Origin of the sequence: Sphingomonas sp. KR3-1, assembly GCF_040049295.1 — a bacterium.
Classification (GTDB): domain Bacteria; phylum Pseudomonadota; class Alphaproteobacteria; order Sphingomonadales; family Sphingomonadaceae; genus Sphingomonas.
In genome coordinates this window covers 1,878,036-1,893,626 of record NZ_JBDZDQ010000001.1, presented here as the reverse complement: position 1 = coordinate 1,893,626, position 15,591 = coordinate 1,878,036, and the positions used below count along the sequence as shown (strand labels likewise).

Sequence of the window (15,591 nt, the reverse complement as noted above, 5' to 3'; positions counted from 1 at the left end):
GGATAGCGGAATGCCGGGGCCCGAAAAGGCTGCTGGCGCGCTAAGGACGATAGGCGAGCTCGCCCAGGAGATCGGGCGGCCCCAGCACATCCTCAGATACTGGGAAACGCGCTTCCCCCAGCTGCGCCCGCTGACCCGGGCGGGCAATCGCCGCTACTATCGGCCCGAAGACGTCGCGCTGGTCCGGCGCATCCACGACCTGCTCTCCAACCAGGGCTATACCATCCGCGGCGTGCAGAAGCTGCTGACCGCCGAGAAGGGCAGCCGCACCGCCCGCGCCGCGGCGGGGACGGCAGCCGCCGGCAGCGAGGACAAGCCCGGCCTCAAGGCCGTCCGCGACTCGCTCGCCCAGGCGCTCGACGACGACAGCTGAGCGCTATTTGTAGTCCGGCCCCAGCGTCGGATCGAGGTCACGCGGCCGCGTGAAGCGCAGCAGCTCGCCCTTGCCGGGCTTCACTTCGCTCCAGGCATCCACTTCGAACCGCATCTCCGCCAGGCTCGCGGTGGGGAATTTCATCTCGACCGAATCGCGCAGCGCATTCTCGCCGGCAAGCAGCAGCACCAGCTCCTCGAGCCCGGGATTGTGCCCCGAGACCAGCACGCTGCGCGCGCCATCGGGCAGGTCGTGGATCAGATCGAGCAGCGTTGCCGCCGAGGCGAGATAGACGCGCTGGTCCCAATGCGGCGCCAGATCGCTGCCATAGCCCGCGCCGACCTGCGCCAGCGTCTCGACCACGCGCGCAGCGGGCGAGGCGAGGACATGATCGAACGCCAGCCCCTCGCTGCGCATGTGCCGCCCCATCATCGCGGCAGCGCGCTGGCCCTTGGGATTGAGCGGCCGATCGAAATCGCGCGCCACGGGATCGTCCCATCCCGATTTTGCGTGGCGGAGCAGCGTGAGCGTCTTCATGGAATCCCCGGTCAGGCGTTCGCGGGGGCCTCTTGCCCCAGCTTGGCGGACAAGGAAAGCCGAACCCGCTCGACCGCCTGATCGAGCGTCACCCGCGTCACTCGCGTGCCCGCCGGAAAGGCGTCGAGCAGCCGCGACGGGCTGGCGGCGGAAAGCAGGACGAAGGTGCCGCGATCGTCCGCCCGGCGAATCAGCCGGCCGAACGCCTGGGCAAGCCGGGCGCGGACGATCCGGTCGTCATAGGCGGTGCCGCCGCCGGCGAGGCGCCGGGCAGCGTGGAGCACGCTCGGCTTGGGCCAGGGGATCCCCTCCATCACCACCAGCCGCAGCGAATCGCCTGGCACGTCCACCCCGTCCCTGAGCGCATCGGTGCCGAGCAGCGAGGCGCGCGGATCGTCGCGGAAGATGTCGACCAAAGTGCCGGTGTCGATCGGATCGACATGCTGGGCGAGCAAGGGCAGCCCCTCGCGCGCCAGCCGATCGGCAATGCGGGCATGGACGGCGCGCAGCCGGCGGATCGCAGTGAACAGCCCAAGCGTGCCGCCCTCCGCCGCCACCGCGAGCCGGGCATAGGCATTGGCGAGCGCGGGCATGTCGCCGCGCTTCACATCGGTGACGATCAGCACCTCGGCCTGCTCGGCATAGTTGAACGGGCTGACCGCTTCGAAGCGCTGGGCAGGGCGCGTCAGATGGACCGCACCCGAGCGCGCCTCGGCCACGTCCCAGTCGCCGCCGGCACGCAGGGTCGCCGAAGTGATCAGCGCGCCATGCGCGGGCTTGAGCACGGTCTCGGCGAAGGGCTTGGACGGATCGAGCCAGTGCCGATGCAGCCCGACATCATATTCGCGCCCCTCGACCCGATCGACCGCGAGCCAGTCGACAAAGGCCGAATCGGCCGGGCCGCCGATCCGGGCGATCAGCGCGAGCCAGGCGCCGACGGTATCGGCGCGCCAGCCAAGCGAGGCGACCGCGCCCTCGATGCGCGCGCGGGCCGGGCCGTCCATCCAGTCCGGCGCCTCGGCCAGCACTGCCTCGAGCCGGCGGCCGAGCTTGACCAGCGGGCGGAGCAGGGCATCGAGCGCTTCGCCGGCGGGCCCGGCGGCATCGACCAGCGCGCCATCGGGCTCGGCCAGCTCGGTCTCGAGGCCATAGCCGGCATCGGCAGCGCCATTGACGTCGCGGGCATAGACCAGGCCGCGGACCGCAGCGAGGAGATGCTCGACCGGCCCGAACGGCTCGCCTTCGTTGAGGCGCTGGAGCCAGCCGTCGCTGGGCAGCGCGCGGGCGGCGTCGACCGCCTCGGTGATCGCCCGGCCGCCTTCCTCGTCATAGCTGGCGACGTCCGACAGGCGGGCGGCGAGCCCGCGGCGGCGGCCGCGCGAGCCCGATTCGGGGCCCGTGACCCAGCGGCGGATCTCGATCGCTTCCTGGCCGGTGAGCGCCGCGGCGAACATCGCGTCGGCCGCATCGAACAAGTGATGCCCTTCGTCGAAGACATAGCGCGTCGGCCGGCTGGCGGTCTCGCGGCCACGGGCGGCGTTGACCATCACCAGCGCGTGGTTGGCGATGACGATGTCTGCGTCCGCCGAATTGCGGGCGGCGCGCTCGATGAAGCATTTCCGGTAATGCGGGCAGCCGGCATAGATGCATTCGCCGCGCCGATCGGTGAGCGCGGTCGATCCGTTGCGGCGGAACAAGGTGGGCAGCCAGCCGGGCAAGTCGCCGCCGATCATGTCGCCGTCCGCCGTATATGCCGCCCAGCGCGCCGCCAGCTGCGCCAGGATCGCGGCGCGGCCGGCGAACCCGCCCTGGAGCGCATCCTCCAGGTTGAGCAGGCAGACATAATTCTCGCGGCCCTTGCGGGTGACGATCTTCTTCCGGCGCAGCTCGGCATCGGGGACGAGCCGCTCGCCCTCATGGCCGAGCTGGCGCTGCAGTGCCTTGGTGAAGGTGGAGACCCAGACCGCGCCGCCGGCCTGCTCGGCCCAGAGCGAGGCGGGCGCGAGATAGCCGAGCGTCTTGCCGATGCCGGTGCCGGCCTCGGCGAGGACGACATTGGGCGAGTCGCGCAGGTCGCGCGGAGCGAAGGCACCGGCGGCGGCGGCGGCATAATCGCGCTGGCCCTGGCGGCGCTCGGCGGCGCTGCCGGTGAGCGCGGCGAGGCGATCGGCGATGTCGGGATCGGCGAGCGTCACGGTGCGCGGCGGCACGCGGGGCGGCTGCTCGGTCCATTCGGGCAGCCGGGAGAAGAGCCAGCGCTCGGCCTGGGCCGGCTTGGCGATCGCCTGGCTGACCACCGGCGCCCAGGGCCAGCGCAGCCGGAACAGCGACTGCGCCGAATTCCATGCGCCCTCGCGCTCGGGCCAGTCGCCCTGGGTGACGGCGAGCAGCCGGACCGCGGCTTCGCGGAGGAAGGCGGCGATATCGGCGTCCTCGGCGGGCGGCTCCAGCCCGGTGACGCGGGCCAGGCCCTTGGGCGTCGGCACCATGAAGCGGGCGGGGTGGAGAAAGGCGAAGAGCTCGAGCAGGTCGAGCCCGGACAGCTCCGCATAGCCGAGCCGCTGGCCGATCAGCGGCGCATTGAGCAGGATTACCGGCGTATCGGCGGCGATGCGGATCGCCTCGCCCCGGCTGATCGCGCGGGTTTCCTCGGCGGTGGCGAGCCAGACGCCGCCATGGCTGGCGTGGAGGGCGGGATAGGGGAGGTTCATCGCGCGGCCAGGCCCAGCGCGGCGAGAAAGCCATCGGCATCGGGAATGCCGCGCAAATCCTCCGCGCGGACATCCGTTTTCTTGCGCACGGTGAGCGCCACCCAGGCGCGGGTACGCTTCCGCTCGACGATCACGGCATCGACCAGCTTGGCCAGCGCGATCTCGCGGTAGATCCGGTCGGAAAAGGGCACGCGCCAGGCGATGCGGCGGTCGGTGACCAACACCGTGCCGAAGGCGGCACGGATCCAGCCGCGCAGCATATCGCTGAATCCGACCAGCGATATCATGACGAGTCCGCCCAGCAGCATCGTCCAGATCGCCGAAAGGAACAGGCTGGCCTTGAACGGAAAGCCACTATCCCAGGACCATTGGAGCGCCAGCACGTAGATCAGGACCGGCAGGAACAGCGCCGGCGCGGCGACGAGCTGGAACATGTTCAGCGCCGCGAATCCCGGGCGCCCCTGCCAGCGCACCGGCTCGTCGGCCGCGAGCTCGGCGATGCCGATGGGCTCCACGACATCGTCTTCCTCGATGCCGAGGCCGTCCAGCACCGCGAGCAGGCGCGCCGCATCGTCTGCGCGCAGCCGCATCTCGATCCCGCCCCGGCGCGACCGGCCGACCCGCACGCGCATCCAGGCGAGCGCGGCGTCCACCGCGACGCTGCGGATCTCGGCGAGGGGAATGCGGCGGACCAGCGTGGCGCCGCGCCAGGTCTCGATCGCCAGCCCGTCCACCCGGTAGCGCATCCGCCAGGCGCGGAGCACCGCGGAGACCATCGGCGGAAGGGTGAAGCTCAGCAGGACGATGATGAAGGCATAATAGGCCTCCAGCGCGCCCTCCGCATCGAGGGGCACATCGACGCCGCCGATGCTGAGCCGCATGCGCATGGCCTCGGGATGCGGATTGCGCAGCATCCACAGCGCGACGCCCCAGAAGGGCGCGAGGACGAGCGTGACGAGCAGCGGATTGACCAGGCGCGCCGCCACCGTCTGGCGCGCTTCCCACAGGGCGGGCCCGCGCGGCGCATCGTCGATGGCATCGCTGCCGCGGGCTTCCAGGAGGCTGGTCACCGGCCCACCCTGCCCAAGGCGGAACGAAAGAGCAACGCAATGCCGGTGCCGAACGCGGCAAAGTGAAGGGAGTCGGGGCAAATCATTTCACTTTGGGCCGCGCTGCCGCGGCGGCTCGGCATACATGGCGCGAACCGCGGCGAGCGCGACCTTCTGGTCGACGCGGTGGACGGTGCCGACGAAGCGGCCGCGATAGAAGCGCGGGCGCGTCTCGCCGTTCAGGACATGCTCGATGACATAGGCGAGCGCGCGATCGCGGGCCGCGCGCTCGACCTGGTCCCAGGCAGCGGCGAAGCTCTCCGCCCCTTGGCGCTTGCGCAGGTTGTACGCCGAGGTGACGCCCATCTCCGCTGCCTTCGCCGCGCGCGACACGATTCCGGTGGTGGCGAGCGCGGCGAGGAAGATGCGCTGGCGCGCCGGCGTCCAGCCGTCCTTGCGGCTGCGCGCCATCGGCACGGGGGTAAAATGCGGGATGAGGATCTTCGCCGACTCGTCCATCTACGAGTCTATTCCAGACGAAATCCTACATTGGAAGGCCCTGCTTGACAGAGGGTAGCGCGATCCCCGTGTCGCTGGAGCAGGGATCGGGCAATTAGCCGCCGGTTCGAGTCTTGTCCGAGAATATCATGGCGTGGATCAGACCTTGTGCCACCGCCTCGGTTATCAACCCATCGGCCGCGACGACATCGGCGTTCGCAGCCACCATCTCCTTCTGAAGATCCGCCAAGACGATCGTGCCGCCTTGAATGACCGGCATTCTTTCGCGGAGCGAAGTCGCATGCCGGCCCAGATGCTCGACATAGTCGCGGAACGCACGCGCCAGGTCGGGCGGAATGTAGAGCGCCTTATCCGGCGAAAGGCCCAGCATCAGCCGCTGCGCCGTCTGCTCGACTTCGGCTGTCGCTTCGCGATACGCCGCGAGCAGCTTCTGCCTGTCTTCGGGGCCGACACTATCCCCGGGCCGCTTGCGTCCGAACATTCCGTCGTCCCCTTCGATAATGCGACAGGCACGTTTGGCATCCTATCCGAACTATGCGCCCGGCAGCAATTCGGCGACCAATGCACGATTGCCCGGCGAAAGTGCCGCCGCGAGGCCCCGATTCCTCGCCTTTACACCCCAAAACTTGCAAAAACGCCGTCTTTCGCGCACGCGCGATCGATCATGACAGACGATGCTATCCTGCGCGCCGCCGCGCTCGAATCCAAGGCCTGGCCCTACGAAGAAGCGCGCAAGCTGGTGAAACGCTATCCGCAGGGCAAGCCCGACGGGTCGCCGGTGCTGTTCGAGACCGGCTATGGCCCCTCGGGCCTGCCGCATATCGGCACCTTCCAGGAAGTGCTGCGCACCACGATGGTGCGCCACGCCTATGAGGAGATGACCGGCCTGCCGACGCGGCTCGTAACGTTCAGCGACGACATGGACGGGCTGCGCAAGGTGCCGGACAACGTCCCCAACCAGGCGCTGCTCGCCGCCAATCTCGGCAAGCCGCTGTCGCGCGTGCCCGATCCGTTCGAGAAGTTCGACAGCTTCGCCGCGCACAACAACGCGATGCTGCGCGAATTCCTCGACCGCTTCGGCTTCGACTATGAGTTCGCGTCCTCGACCGACTATTACACGAGCGGCCGCTTCGACGCGACGCTGCGCACGGTGCTGCGCAACTATCAGGCGATCATGGACGTGATGCTGCCGACACTGCGCGCCGAGCGGGCGGCGACCTATTCGCCGGTGCTGCCGGTGAGCCCGAAGAGCGGCGTGGTGCTGCAGGTGCCGGTGAAAGTCATCGATGCCGAGGCGGGGATCATCCGCTTCGTCGACGAGGGCGAGACGATCGAGCAGTCGATCTTCGGCGGCCAGGCCAAGCTGCAGTGGAAGCCCGACTGGGGCATGCGCTGGGCGGCGCTCGGCGTCGACTACGAGATGTACGGCAAGGACCTGATCGACAGCGGCATTCAGAGCGGCAAGATCACCCAGGTGCTCGGCGGCCGCCGGCCCGAGGGACTGATCTACGAGCTGTTCCTCGACGCCAAGGGCGAGAAGATCTCCAAGACCAAGGGCAACGGCCTGTCGATCGACGAGTGGCTGACCTATGGCCCGGACGAGAGCCTGAGCTTCTACATCTACCGCGAACCGAAAAAGGCCAAGTCGCTGCATCTCGGGCTGATCCCGCGCGCGATCGAGGAATATTGGCAGTTCCGCGCCAATTACCCGACGCAGGAAGTCGCGCAGCAGCTTGGCAACCCGGTGCACCATATCCATGGCGGCAAGGTGCCGGCCGAGACGCTGCCGGTGACCTTCGGGCTGCTGCTCAACCTGGTCAGCCTGCCCGGCGTGGGCAATCGCGAGACGATCTGGGGATTCCTGCGTCGCTATTCGCCGGACCTCTCGCCCGAATCGCATCCCGAGCTCGACCGGATGGTCGGCTATGCGATCCGCTATGCGAAGGACTTCGTCGAGCCGACGCTGCAGCGCCGTGCGCCGAGTCAGGCCGAAGCCGGGGCGCTCCGCCAGCTCGACGCGCAGCTCGCTGAGTTGCCGGAGGATGCCTCGGCCGAGGATATCCAGAACATCGTCTACGAGATCGGCAAGACCGACGCGTTCGAGAATCTGCGCGACTGGTTCAAGGCGCTCTACGAGACGCTGCTCGGCAGCGAGCAGGGGCCGCGCATGGGCAGCTTCATCGCGCTCTACGGGATCGAGAACTCGCGCAAGCTGATCGCCGAGGCGCTCGCCAAGGCATGAGCCTGCGGGCGATCCTGCGGGACTTCATCGCCAGCGAGGCTGCCGGCGGGATCGTCCTGATGGTCGCTTCTGCGCTCGCGCTGGTGGCGGCGAACTCGCCGCTGGCGCCAGCCTATTTCCACCTGCTCCACGTGGAACTGGGGCCGCTCGACACGCATGCCTGGATCAATGACGCGCTGATGGCGCTGTTTTTCCTTGTCGTCGGGCTCGAGATCAAGGCCGAGGTGACGGGGGGCCGCCTCGCCAGCTGGTCGCAGCGCACCTTGCCGGTGATCGCCGCGGTGGCCGGGATGGCGGTGCCGGCACTGCTCTATCTCGCCGTCGCCGGCGGCAATCCCGCGCTGCTGCGCGGCTGGGCGATCCCGGCGGCAACCGACATCGCCTTTGCGCTCGCGCTGATGGGCCTGCTCGGCAGCCGCGTGCCGGCGTCGCTCAAGCTGCTGCTCACCACGATCGCGATCGTCGACGACATGGGCGCGGTGCTGATCATCGCGCTGGCCTATACCGCCGCGCTCGACCTGATGGCGCTGGCCGGCGCGGCAATCGTGCTCGCCTGGATGTACGTCGCCAACCGCGCCGGCGTGCGGAAGCTGTGGATCTACCTGCCCTTGGCCGTGCTGCTCTGGCTGCTGGTCCTGCTCTCGGGCGTGCATGCGACGATCGCGGGCGTGGCGGCGGCGATGGTGATCCCGCGCACTGTCGGCCACCGGCTCGAGGAGATGCTCAACCCCTGGGTCGCCTTCGCCATCCTGCCGCTGTTCGGCTTCGCCAATGCCGGGGTGTCGCTAGCGGGGATGGGGCCGGAGATCCTGATCGCGCCGCTGCCGCTCGGCATCGCGCTGGCGCTGCTCCTCGGCAAGCAGGTCGGCGTGTTCGGCAGCATCTGGCTGGCGGCGAAGACCGGGCTCGCGCCGCGCCCGCAGGCACGCTGGAGCCAGGTCTATGGCATGGCCCTGCTGGCGGGCATCGGCTTCACGATGAGCCTGTTCATCGGCGGGCTCGCCTTCCCGGCGGGACCACTGACCGACCAAGTCAAGATCGGCGTGCTCGCCGGCTCGATCGTCTCGGCGCTGGCCGGTTACCTGGTCCTGCGCTCGACCAGTACCGCCGCCACCAGCACGCCGAACCCGCCGAGCGAGAGCAGCGCGCCGACCCAGCCGGTCGACGTCCAGCCATAGCCGGCGGCGATCGCGAGGCCGCCGAGCCAAGGGCCGAGCGCGTTGGCGAAGTTGAAGGCGGAGTGGTTGAGCGATGCGGCAAGCCCCTGCGCCTCGCCCGCCACGTCCATCAGCCGGGTCTGCAGCACCGCGCCAAGCGCGCCGAGGAAGCCGATCGCGGCGATGTCGGCCGCCAGCGTCCAGATATTGTGCGCGGCGAGCGGATAGAGGATCAGCGCCACCGCACTGCCGAGCAGCAGCACCGCCGCGGTAGGCATCAGCGCGCGATCGGCGAACCTGGGCACGATGATGCTGCCCGCCGTCGCGCCGATGCCGAAGATCGCCAGCACCACCGGGATCATGCCCGGCGTGGTGTGGGTCACCTCGAGCATGGTCGAGGCGACATAGGTGTAGACGCAGAACATGCCGCCAAAGCCGATCGCGCTGATCCCGAGCGTGAGCCAGACCTGGCCGTTGGCGAGCGCGCCGAGCTCCTTGAGCGGGCTCGCATCGTGCTGGGGCGCATCGCGCGGGGCGAGCAGCGCGACCAGCGCCACCGTTGCCAGCGCGAGCACGCCGACCACGACGAAGCCCCAGCGCCAGCCGACCGCCTGGCCCAGCCAGTTGGCGAGCGGCACGCCGAGAATCGTCGCCACGGTCAGGCCCAGCATCATCCGCCCTACCGCCTGAGACCGCTTGTTGACCGGTACCAGCGAGGCGGCGACCAGGGCAGCGATGCCGAAATAGGCGCCGTGCGGTAGCCCGGAGAGGAAGCGGAACAGCAGCAGCCAGTGATAGTCCGGGGCGAGCGCGCTCAGCGTGTTGAACAGCGCGAACGCGCCCATCAGCAGGAGCAGGGTGAACCGCCGCGACAGCTTGGCCGCCGCCACCGCGATCAGCGGCGCGCCGACGACCACGCCGAGCGCATAGGCGCTGATCACATGGCCTGCGGTCGGCGCATCGATGCCGAGCCCCTGCGCCATATAGGGCACCAGGCTCATCGTCGCGAATTCGGTGGTGCCGATCGCGAACCCGCCCATCGCCAGCGCGAAATGGACGAGGCCGACATTGTGCGGGACGGAAGGCGTGGGGGCGAGCATCGGCCCCAAGTGGCCATGCTGCACCGCAGCGTCAATGGCAGCGGGCAGCGCATACGAATGCAGGCGGGTGCAATCAGGCCTTGAAGCAATGTTCCCGGTGCCAGCCCAGGAACAGCGGATGCGGTTGATCCGCACCGCGCGAGGGCGGCCGGGCGCGGCCCGAGCGGTTGAGCAACGGCGCGATGCCGTCGCGATCGTTGACGTGGCGCGAGATCAGGATCGTCAGGTCGTCCTTCAGCGACAATAGCCCGCGATCGAACATCCAGTGCACCGTTCCCGACAGCGCGAGGCCGTTGGAGACGATATCCGGCCCATTGGCCTCGACCGGGCGGATATGCGCGGCCTCCGCCTCGGCGCGGCCGCCGCCATTGATCAGCTTGAGGCCGGTCAGCGCGCAGCGGGCATCATAGGCGTCGAGCACGGTGCGGCGGAAGGCGCGGTCCCGCAGCGGCCGTGACACCAGTTGCCGGACGCGTTCACGATCCTCGAACTGGAAAGCCGGCCCTTCCTCGCGCACGCGATTCTCGGGCGCGTCGCGGCGGGGGAGCAGCTCGTCCTCGTCACGCAGGTCGAGATTGACGATGCGGATGAAATCCTGGGTCGAGATCGGGCGTACCGCCGCCTGCGCACGGCCGGAAAGTTTCGCCTGGTCGTTCAGCAGGCCGCGTTCGACCCATTCTCCGTCGACCATGAACGGCACCGGCGTGCTGAACTGCAGGAAGCTGCCGGGCTCGACCCTCGCATAATACATGCCGGGCTGATCCTCATCGGGAACGATCGATTCCACCCGCGCTACCGCCCAATAGCCACGGCTCTGCCGGACCTTCACCGGCTCGTAATAGAGGATCCAGTCGCCGATACAGGCCTGCGCCCGTCCGAGATATTGCCTGGGGAAGTGATAGCGGACGGCCGGCGTATCCCGATAGATCGAGTCCTCGCGGTGGATGAAGACGCCGTTCGCCATGGGCTTCGACTATCGGCCGAAATCGGGCTTTGGCAAGCTGCGGCAAATGGTTGGGCGGCATACTGGGCACGCCCCGCTTGCTCTATAAGAAAGGGTAGCTGCGAAAAATGCAGGTGCGCCGTGCACTCGAGGGGTCCAGACGCGTTGGCGAACCATGACTGAAACCAGCGGCTATTCCCGCGGCACTCCCGGCTATCGGCGCCTGACGCTCGCGATGCTGTTCGCGGGGTTCTCGACCTTTTCGCTGCTCTATTCGGCGCAGCCGCTGCTGCCGCTGTTCGCCCGCGAGTTCGGGCTGAGCGCCGAGGTGTCGAGCCTGGCGATCTCGCTTGCCACCGGGCCGCTCGCCGTCGCGATCGTCATCGCCGGCATGCTTTCGGACAAGCTCGGCCGGCGGCCGCTGATGGTCGCGGCGATGTTCGGCGCCGGCGTGCTGACCATGCTCACCGGGCTGGCACCGGGCTGGGACGCGCTGCTCGCGCTACGCCTGCTCACCGGCATCGCGCTGGCCGGCATGCCCGCTGTCGCCATGGCCTATGTCAGCGAGGAGATCGAGCCGCGCTCGGTGGGCCCGGCAATGGGGCTCTATATCGCTGGCAGCGGCATCGGCGGCATGGCCGGGCGGCTGGGCGTGAGCCTGATGACCAGCCTGGTCGACTGGCGCTGGGGGCTGATCGTCGTCGGGCTGGTCGGCATCGCGATGGCCGAGGGCTTTCGCCGCCTCGCCCCGCGCTCGCGCCGCTTCGTGCCGCAGCCGGTGCACCCGCGCGCCGTGTTCACCGCCGGGCGCGAGCTGCTCAAGGACCGCGCGATGCCGTTGCTCTATGCCGAGGCGTTCCTGCTGATGGGCGTGTTCGTCACCATCTATAATTATGTCGGCTTCCGCCTGCTCGCGCCGCCGTTCAGCCTGAGCCATGCGGCGATCGGCGCGATCTTCCTGCTCTATCTGCTCGGCTCGCTGAGCTCGACCTGGTTCGGGCACCTGGCCGAGAAGCGCGGGCGGCGGCTGATCTTCTGGATCCCGACCGCGATGCTGCTGGTCGGCACCGCGCTCACCGCCTCGCACCTGTTGCCTTTGGTGGTGGCGGGGATCGGCATCGTCACCATCGGCTTTTTCGGCGCGCACTCGATCGCCTCGAGCTGGGTCGGAAGGCGCGCGCGGGCGAGCCGGGGGCAGGCCGCGGCCTTCTATCTGTTCTTCTACTATCTCGGATCGAGCCTGCTTGGCTCCGCGGGCGGCGTCGCCTGGACCGGCTGGGGCTGGAGCGGCGTGGCCGCCTATTGCGGGGTGCTGACGGTGATGGCGCTGGCGATCGCGGCGAAGCTCTCGACGATCCCGCCGCTGGCGCTGCCCGAGGTTACGCCGGTGCGGGCGATGGGGACGGACTAGGGCCCGACAAGTGCCTAGCTGCGCCGTCCTTTAGGGAAAGACTTCTGCGCAGCCTTTATTTCGGCAATGGCTTTATCGGCTTCGCGATGGCGAAGCTGTTTCTGCTGCGCCTTGTATTTCCCGTATTCCCGCTCGGCATGTGCCTTAGCGTCTGTCATTGAAACGCGCCCACCATTTCGCAGCACCACGCGGCCCAAATTGCTGAGCTGACCATCAAGGAGGCTCGCCGCTTCGACCATGGTGTGAAGTCTGCCAAGGTCCAGCTGATCTTCAAAAATGTCGAGAAGGATCGTGGTGAGCCGATTCAGCTCCTTAATCTCCGCCGAAGCCAGATAGTTCTTCGACGTCGTGACGTCCGATTTCCGGATATTGTCATTGGGCCACGCCTGAAGGCCCATGTTCGGTTCGCTTGCATCGGCGCGTGTGCGCAGCACCTCCGCAGGCGTGTTTGAACACACCGCATAGATCAACTTAGCTTGCGTCAGCCTGTAGAATTCGTGCCACGCTTGGGATTGCCCATCATAATCCTGACACATCGCGCAGATTTGACGCAGTTCGCGATATACATTCGCTTCATCCGACCGGATGTCCCGGATGATCTCGCGAAGTTCGGCTACACGATCCTGCGCGTCAGGATTCTTCAGCTTGGGAGCGTCAATGACAAACCCCTTGGTGGCGAATTGCACCAGCTTGTCAGTGGCCCATCGCCGAAACTGCGTCGCCTGGGTGGAGGAAACCCGGTAGCCGACCGAGATGACCATATCCAAGCTGTAGAGGGTGATCGGCTTGGCCGAGGAAGCAATTTGCGTTTTTTGCAAATTGCTCTCGTCGAGCTCACCATCCTCAAGGATAGTGCTGATATGCCGGGACACCGTCGAAACGTCGCGGCCGAAAAGGGCGGCGATCTGTGCCTGGGTCATCCACAGGCGATCGCCTTGATATTGAAGCTCGATGTGGACACCGGAATCGCTGCCGTAGATCAGGAAACGATCTCCAGTCACTTCATCCTCGTGCAGATGCACAGGTTCCAAATCGGTCATGTCCTGGTCCCCGTGCCCATTGTCCGAACGTAACGTGAACACCTATCAGAATTGGGGCCCGACGGCTACCATAAGAAAAGGGGCGGCCACACCGAAGTGCGCCACCCCTCTTGCTTCAGCGATGCGCCAACCTCAGAGCTTCTCGGTCAGCTCCGGGACGATCTTGAACAGATCGCCGACCAGGCCGATGTCCGCGACCTGGAAGATCGGGGCGTCCTCGTCCTTGTTGATCGCGATGATCGTCTTCGAGTCCTTCATGCCGGCCAGGTGCTGGATCGCGCCCGAGATGCCGATCGCGATATAGACCTCGGGAGCGACGATCTTGCCGGTCTGGCCGACCTGATAGTCGTTGGGGACATAGCCCGCATCGACCGCGGCGCGGCTGGCGCCGACCGCGGCGCCGAGCTTGTCGGCGAGCGGCTCGATGATCGTGTGGAAGTTCTCGGAGTTCTGCAGCGCGCGGCCGCCCGAGACGATCACCTTGGCGCTGGTCAGCTCGGGACGCTCGGACTTGGCGATCTCGGCACCGGCGAAGGTGGAAAGGCCCTTGTCGCCTTCACCCGACACCGCCTCGATCGTGCCCGAGCCGCCGGTGGCGGCGGCCTTGGCGAAGGCGGTGCCGCGCACGGTGATCACCAGCTTCTTGTCGCTGGTCTGCACGGTGGCGATCGCGTTGCCGGCATAGATCGGGCGGGTGAAGGTGTCGGCACCCTCGACCGAGAGGATGTCCGAGAGCTGCATCACGTCGAGCGCGGCGGCGACGCGCGGCGCGACATTCTTGCCGGTGGTGGTCGCCGGAAAGAGGACCGCGTCGTGATCGGCCATCAGGCCGGTGATCAGCGGCGCGACGTTTTCTGCCAGGAAGTGCTCATAGGCCGCGTCGTCGGCGACATGGACCTTGCCCACGCCCTCGATCGCCGCTGCCTGCTTGGCCACGCCGTCGACGCCCTTGCCGGCGACGAGGAGATGGACTTCGCCGAGCTTCGCCGCGGCGGTGACCACGGCGAGGGTGGCGTCCTTGAGGTTCTGATTGTCGTGCTCGACCCAAACCAGCGTCTTCATTTCGCGACTCCCAGACCCTTGAGCTTCTCGACCAGCTCGTCGACCGAGCCCACCTTGATGCCGGCCGAGCGCTTGGCCGGCTCGACGACCTTGAGCGTCTTGAGGCGCGGGGTCACGTCAACGCCGTAATCCGCGACGGTCTTCTTCGCGACCGGCTTGGACTTGGCCTTCATGATGTTGGGCAGCGTCGCGTAGCGCGGCTCGTTGAGGCGCAGATCGGTGGTGACGATCGCGGGGAGCTTGAGGTCGACCGTCTCGAGGCCGCCATCGACTTCGCGGGTGACCTGCACGCCCTGGCCACCCAGCTCGACCTTCGAGGCGAAGGTGCCCTGCGGCCAGCCGAGCAGCGCGCCCAGCATCTGGCCGGTCTGGTTGCTGTCGTCGTCGATCGCCTGCTTGCCGAGGATGATCAGCCCGGGCTGCTCCTCTTCGGCGACCTTGGCGAGCAGCTTGGCGACGGCCAGCGGCTCGATCTCGTCATCGGTCTGGATCAGGATGCCGCGATCGGCGCCCATCGCGCGCGCCGTGAGCAGCACGTCGGTCTCCGCCTTGGCGACGCCGATCGTGACGACGACGACTTCGGTCGCGGCGCCCTTTTCCTTCAGGCGCACGGCTTCCTCGATCGCGATCTCGTCGAACGGGTTCATGCTCATCTTGACGTTCGCCAGATCGACGCCCGTCCCGTCCGCTTTCACGCGGGGCTTCACGTTATAGTCAAGCACGCGCTTGACCGGCACCAGCACCTTCATCGAAATCCTCTCCATCGCTGGAAGATCGGCAATGCCAATCGCTAATGCCGAAGAATCGATTCAAGTCCAGCCTCAAAGCGCCTCGAGCATACCCGAACCTCGAAAAAGCTGCCCAAACGCCTTGTTACGGAGGCGGGATGAGTTCACCCGAAATTCAGGATGGAAGCTGCAGCTTCCTGCAGGAAAAGGAGAGGAACCATGGGGAAATATGGCATTGCGCTCTGGGCGATGACGGCGATGACTGCCGCGGCGACGCCCGCCATGGCGCAGGATGCGACGGCCGCCGCCGAGAAGAAGGCGCCGGCGGCGAGCAGTGTCGGCGGGATGACCAGGGGAGGCGGCGCGGTCTCGTCGAGCTATGCGCGCTGCGCGCCGGAGCCGGGCCAGCCGATCGGCGGGATCGTGGTGAAGGGCGGCAAGACCGAGTCGAGCGCGACGGTCGCGGAGCCCGAGGGGAATTGCCCGCCGTCGGGCGCCGGCGAGCCCGCGGACGGCAAGGGCCGGACCTATACCGGTGGGCGCCGCACCGCGGATGCGCCTTCGGCAGCGGTGGAGGCGAGTGTCGTGGCACCGGGTGCCAACGCAATGCCGTCGCGTCTGTCGATGACGCCGACCACGGCGAAAATGGTGGCGCCGGCCCCGGCCGCACCGGCCAAGGGGCATAGCGAAAAGGGTATCAAGTAGCGGGCGAGGCGGGC

General features: G+C 67.8%; 15 protein-coding genes. 5 read left to right on the top strand and 10 right to left on the bottom strand.

What is annotated here, in order from left to right:
- Positions 1-10: 10 nt before the first annotated feature.
- A complete protein-coding gene (locus ABLE38_RS09265; protein WP_348973865.1) occupies positions 11-373 on the top strand; it encodes a MerR family transcriptional regulator in 363 nt (120 codons plus the stop codon).
- A 3-nt stretch (positions 374-376) separates the two neighbouring features.
- On the opposite strand, the gene ABLE38_RS09260 is transcribed toward ABLE38_RS09265, so the two are convergent.
- The 5 genes from ABLE38_RS09260 to ABLE38_RS09240 all read right to left on the bottom strand — a co-directional run bounded on the left by ABLE38_RS09260 (position 377) and on the right by ABLE38_RS09240 (position 5,670).
- The gene (locus ABLE38_RS09260; RefSeq protein ID WP_348973864.1) at positions 377-910 is read right to left on the bottom strand and encodes a histidine phosphatase family protein; all 534 of its coding nucleotides are present in this window, start codon (positions 908-910) and stop codon (positions 377-379) included.
- Between the two features lie 11 nt (positions 911-921).
- Entirely contained in the window at positions 922-3,621 is a 2,700-nt protein-coding gene (locus tag ABLE38_RS09255; RefSeq protein ID WP_348973863.1) for an ATP-dependent DNA helicase, read from the bottom strand.
- Positions 3,618-4,691, bottom strand: a complete 1,074-nt coding sequence (locus ABLE38_RS09250) for a hypothetical protein (RefSeq protein WP_348973862.1) — start codon at positions 4,689-4,691, stop codon at positions 3,618-3,620. The genes ABLE38_RS09255 and ABLE38_RS09250 overlap by 4 nt, the downstream gene beginning before the upstream one ends.
- Before the next feature lie 87 nt (positions 4,692-4,778).
- The gene (locus tag ABLE38_RS09245) at positions 4,779-5,189 is read right to left on the bottom strand and encodes a hypothetical protein (protein ID WP_348973861.1); all 411 of its coding nucleotides are present in this window, start codon (positions 5,187-5,189) and stop codon (positions 4,779-4,781) included.
- Between the two features lie 94 nt (positions 5,190-5,283).
- The gene (locus ABLE38_RS09240) at positions 5,284-5,670 is read right to left on the bottom strand and encodes a hypothetical protein (protein ID WP_348973860.1); all 387 of its coding nucleotides are present in this window, start codon (positions 5,668-5,670) and stop codon (positions 5,284-5,286) included.
- Between the two features lie 183 nt (positions 5,671-5,853).
- Between ABLE38_RS09240 and ABLE38_RS09235 the strand changes: the two genes are divergently transcribed.
- Positions 5,854-7,431, top strand: a complete 1,578-nt coding sequence (locus tag ABLE38_RS09235; protein WP_348973859.1) for a lysine--tRNA ligase — start codon at positions 5,854-5,856, stop codon at positions 7,429-7,431.
- On the top strand, positions 7,428-8,609 hold the full coding sequence (gene nhaA / locus ABLE38_RS09230) for a Na+/H+ antiporter NhaA (RefSeq protein ID WP_348973858.1): 1,182 nt from the start codon (positions 7,428-7,430) through the stop codon (positions 8,607-8,609). The genes ABLE38_RS09235 and nhaA overlap by 4 nt, the downstream gene beginning before the upstream one ends.
- Here the strand turns inward: nhaA and ABLE38_RS09225 are convergent.
- Positions 8,510-9,688: an MFS transporter gene (locus ABLE38_RS09225; RefSeq protein ID WP_348973857.1), complete on the bottom strand. Its 1,179-nt coding sequence runs from the start codon at positions 9,686-9,688 to the stop codon at positions 8,510-8,512. The genes nhaA and ABLE38_RS09225 overlap by 100 nt on opposite strands.
- Before the next feature lie 73 nt (positions 9,689-9,761).
- Positions 9,762-10,652 carry an HNH endonuclease gene (locus ABLE38_RS09220; protein WP_348973856.1) on the bottom strand — a complete coding sequence of 297 codons (891 nt, stop codon included), beginning with the start codon at positions 10,650-10,652 and terminating at the stop codon, positions 9,762-9,764.
- Between the two features lie 154 nt (positions 10,653-10,806).
- Here ABLE38_RS09220 and ABLE38_RS09215 point away from each other — a divergent pair, with 154 nt between their 5' ends.
- On the top strand, positions 10,807-12,042 hold the full coding sequence (locus ABLE38_RS09215) for an MFS transporter (protein ID WP_348973855.1): 1,236 nt from the start codon (positions 10,807-10,809) through the stop codon (positions 12,040-12,042).
- A gap of 14 nt (positions 12,043-12,056) precedes the next feature.
- Here ABLE38_RS09215 and rhuM read toward each other — a convergent pair whose 3' ends face one another.
- From rhuM to ABLE38_RS09200, 3 genes are all read right to left on the bottom strand, one after another.
- Positions 12,057-13,082 carry a RhuM family protein gene (rhuM, locus tag ABLE38_RS09210; RefSeq protein WP_348973854.1) on the bottom strand — a complete coding sequence of 342 codons (1,026 nt, stop codon included), beginning with the start codon at positions 13,080-13,082 and terminating at the stop codon, positions 12,057-12,059.
- 132 nt (positions 13,083-13,214) lie between these two features.
- Positions 13,215-14,144 carry an electron transfer flavoprotein subunit alpha/FixB family protein gene (locus ABLE38_RS09205; protein WP_348973853.1) on the bottom strand — a complete coding sequence of 310 codons (930 nt, stop codon included), beginning with the start codon at positions 14,142-14,144 and terminating at the stop codon, positions 13,215-13,217.
- Positions 14,141-14,893 carry an electron transfer flavoprotein subunit beta/FixA family protein gene (locus ABLE38_RS09200; RefSeq protein ID WP_348974475.1) on the bottom strand — a complete coding sequence of 251 codons (753 nt, stop codon included), beginning with the start codon at positions 14,891-14,893 and terminating at the stop codon, positions 14,141-14,143. Before ABLE38_RS09200 ends, ABLE38_RS09205 begins: the two co-directional genes overlap by 4 nt.
- A gap of 198 nt (positions 14,894-15,091) precedes the next feature.
- Between ABLE38_RS09200 and ABLE38_RS09195 the strand changes: the two genes are divergently transcribed.
- On the top strand, positions 15,092-15,577 hold the full coding sequence (locus tag ABLE38_RS09195) for a hypothetical protein (RefSeq protein ID WP_348973852.1): 486 nt from the start codon (positions 15,092-15,094) through the stop codon (positions 15,575-15,577).
- Positions 15,578-15,591 lie beyond the last annotated feature (14 nt).

Excerpts from the sequence above, each read along its gene's own strand:
- ABLE38_RS09240 (WP_348973860.1), bottom strand. The coding sequence starts at position 5,670 with ATGTTCGGACGCAAGCGGCCCGGGGATAGTGTCGGCCCCGAAGACAGG.
- ABLE38_RS09200 (WP_348974475.1), bottom strand. The coding sequence starts at position 14,893 with ATGAAGGTGCTGGTGCCGGTCAAGCGCGTGCTTGACTATAACGTGAAG.
- ABLE38_RS09255 (WP_348973863.1), bottom strand. The coding sequence starts at position 3,621 with ATGAACCTCCCCTATCCCGCCCTCCACGCCAGCCATGGCGGCGTCTGG.
- ABLE38_RS09260 (WP_348973864.1), bottom strand. The coding sequence starts at position 910 with ATGAAGACGCTCACGCTGCTCCGCCACGCAAAATCGGGATGGGACGAT.
- ABLE38_RS09220 (WP_348973856.1), bottom strand. The coding sequence starts at position 10,652 with ATGGCGAACGGCGTCTTCATCCACCGCGAGGACTCGATCTATCGGGAT.
- ABLE38_RS09245 (WP_348973861.1), bottom strand. The coding sequence starts at position 5,189 with ATGGACGAGTCGGCGAAGATCCTCATCCCGCATTTTACCCCCGTGCCG.
- ABLE38_RS09205 (WP_348973853.1), bottom strand. The coding sequence starts at position 14,144 with ATGAAGACGCTGGTTTGGGTCGAGCACGACAATCAGAACCTCAAGGAC.
- ABLE38_RS09235 (WP_348973859.1), top strand. The coding sequence starts at position 5,854 with ATGACAGACGATGCTATCCTGCGCGCCGCCGCGCTCGAATCCAAGGCC.
- ABLE38_RS09215 (WP_348973855.1), top strand. The coding sequence starts at position 10,807 with ATGACTGAAACCAGCGGCTATTCCCGCGGCACTCCCGGCTATCGGCGC.
- rhuM (WP_348973854.1), bottom strand. The coding sequence starts at position 13,082 with ATGACCGATTTGGAACCTGTGCATCTGCACGAGGATGAAGTGACTGGA.
- nhaA (WP_348973858.1), top strand. The coding sequence starts at position 7,428 with ATGAGCCTGCGGGCGATCCTGCGGGACTTCATCGCCAGCGAGGCTGCC.
- ABLE38_RS09225 (WP_348973857.1), bottom strand. The coding sequence starts at position 9,688 with ATGCTCGCCCCCACGCCTTCCGTCCCGCACAATGTCGGCCTCGTCCAT.
- ABLE38_RS09265 (WP_348973865.1), top strand. The coding sequence starts at position 11 with ATGCCGGGGCCCGAAAAGGCTGCTGGCGCGCTAAGGACGATAGGCGAG.
- ABLE38_RS09195 (WP_348973852.1), top strand. The coding sequence starts at position 15,092 with ATGGGGAAATATGGCATTGCGCTCTGGGCGATGACGGCGATGACTGCC.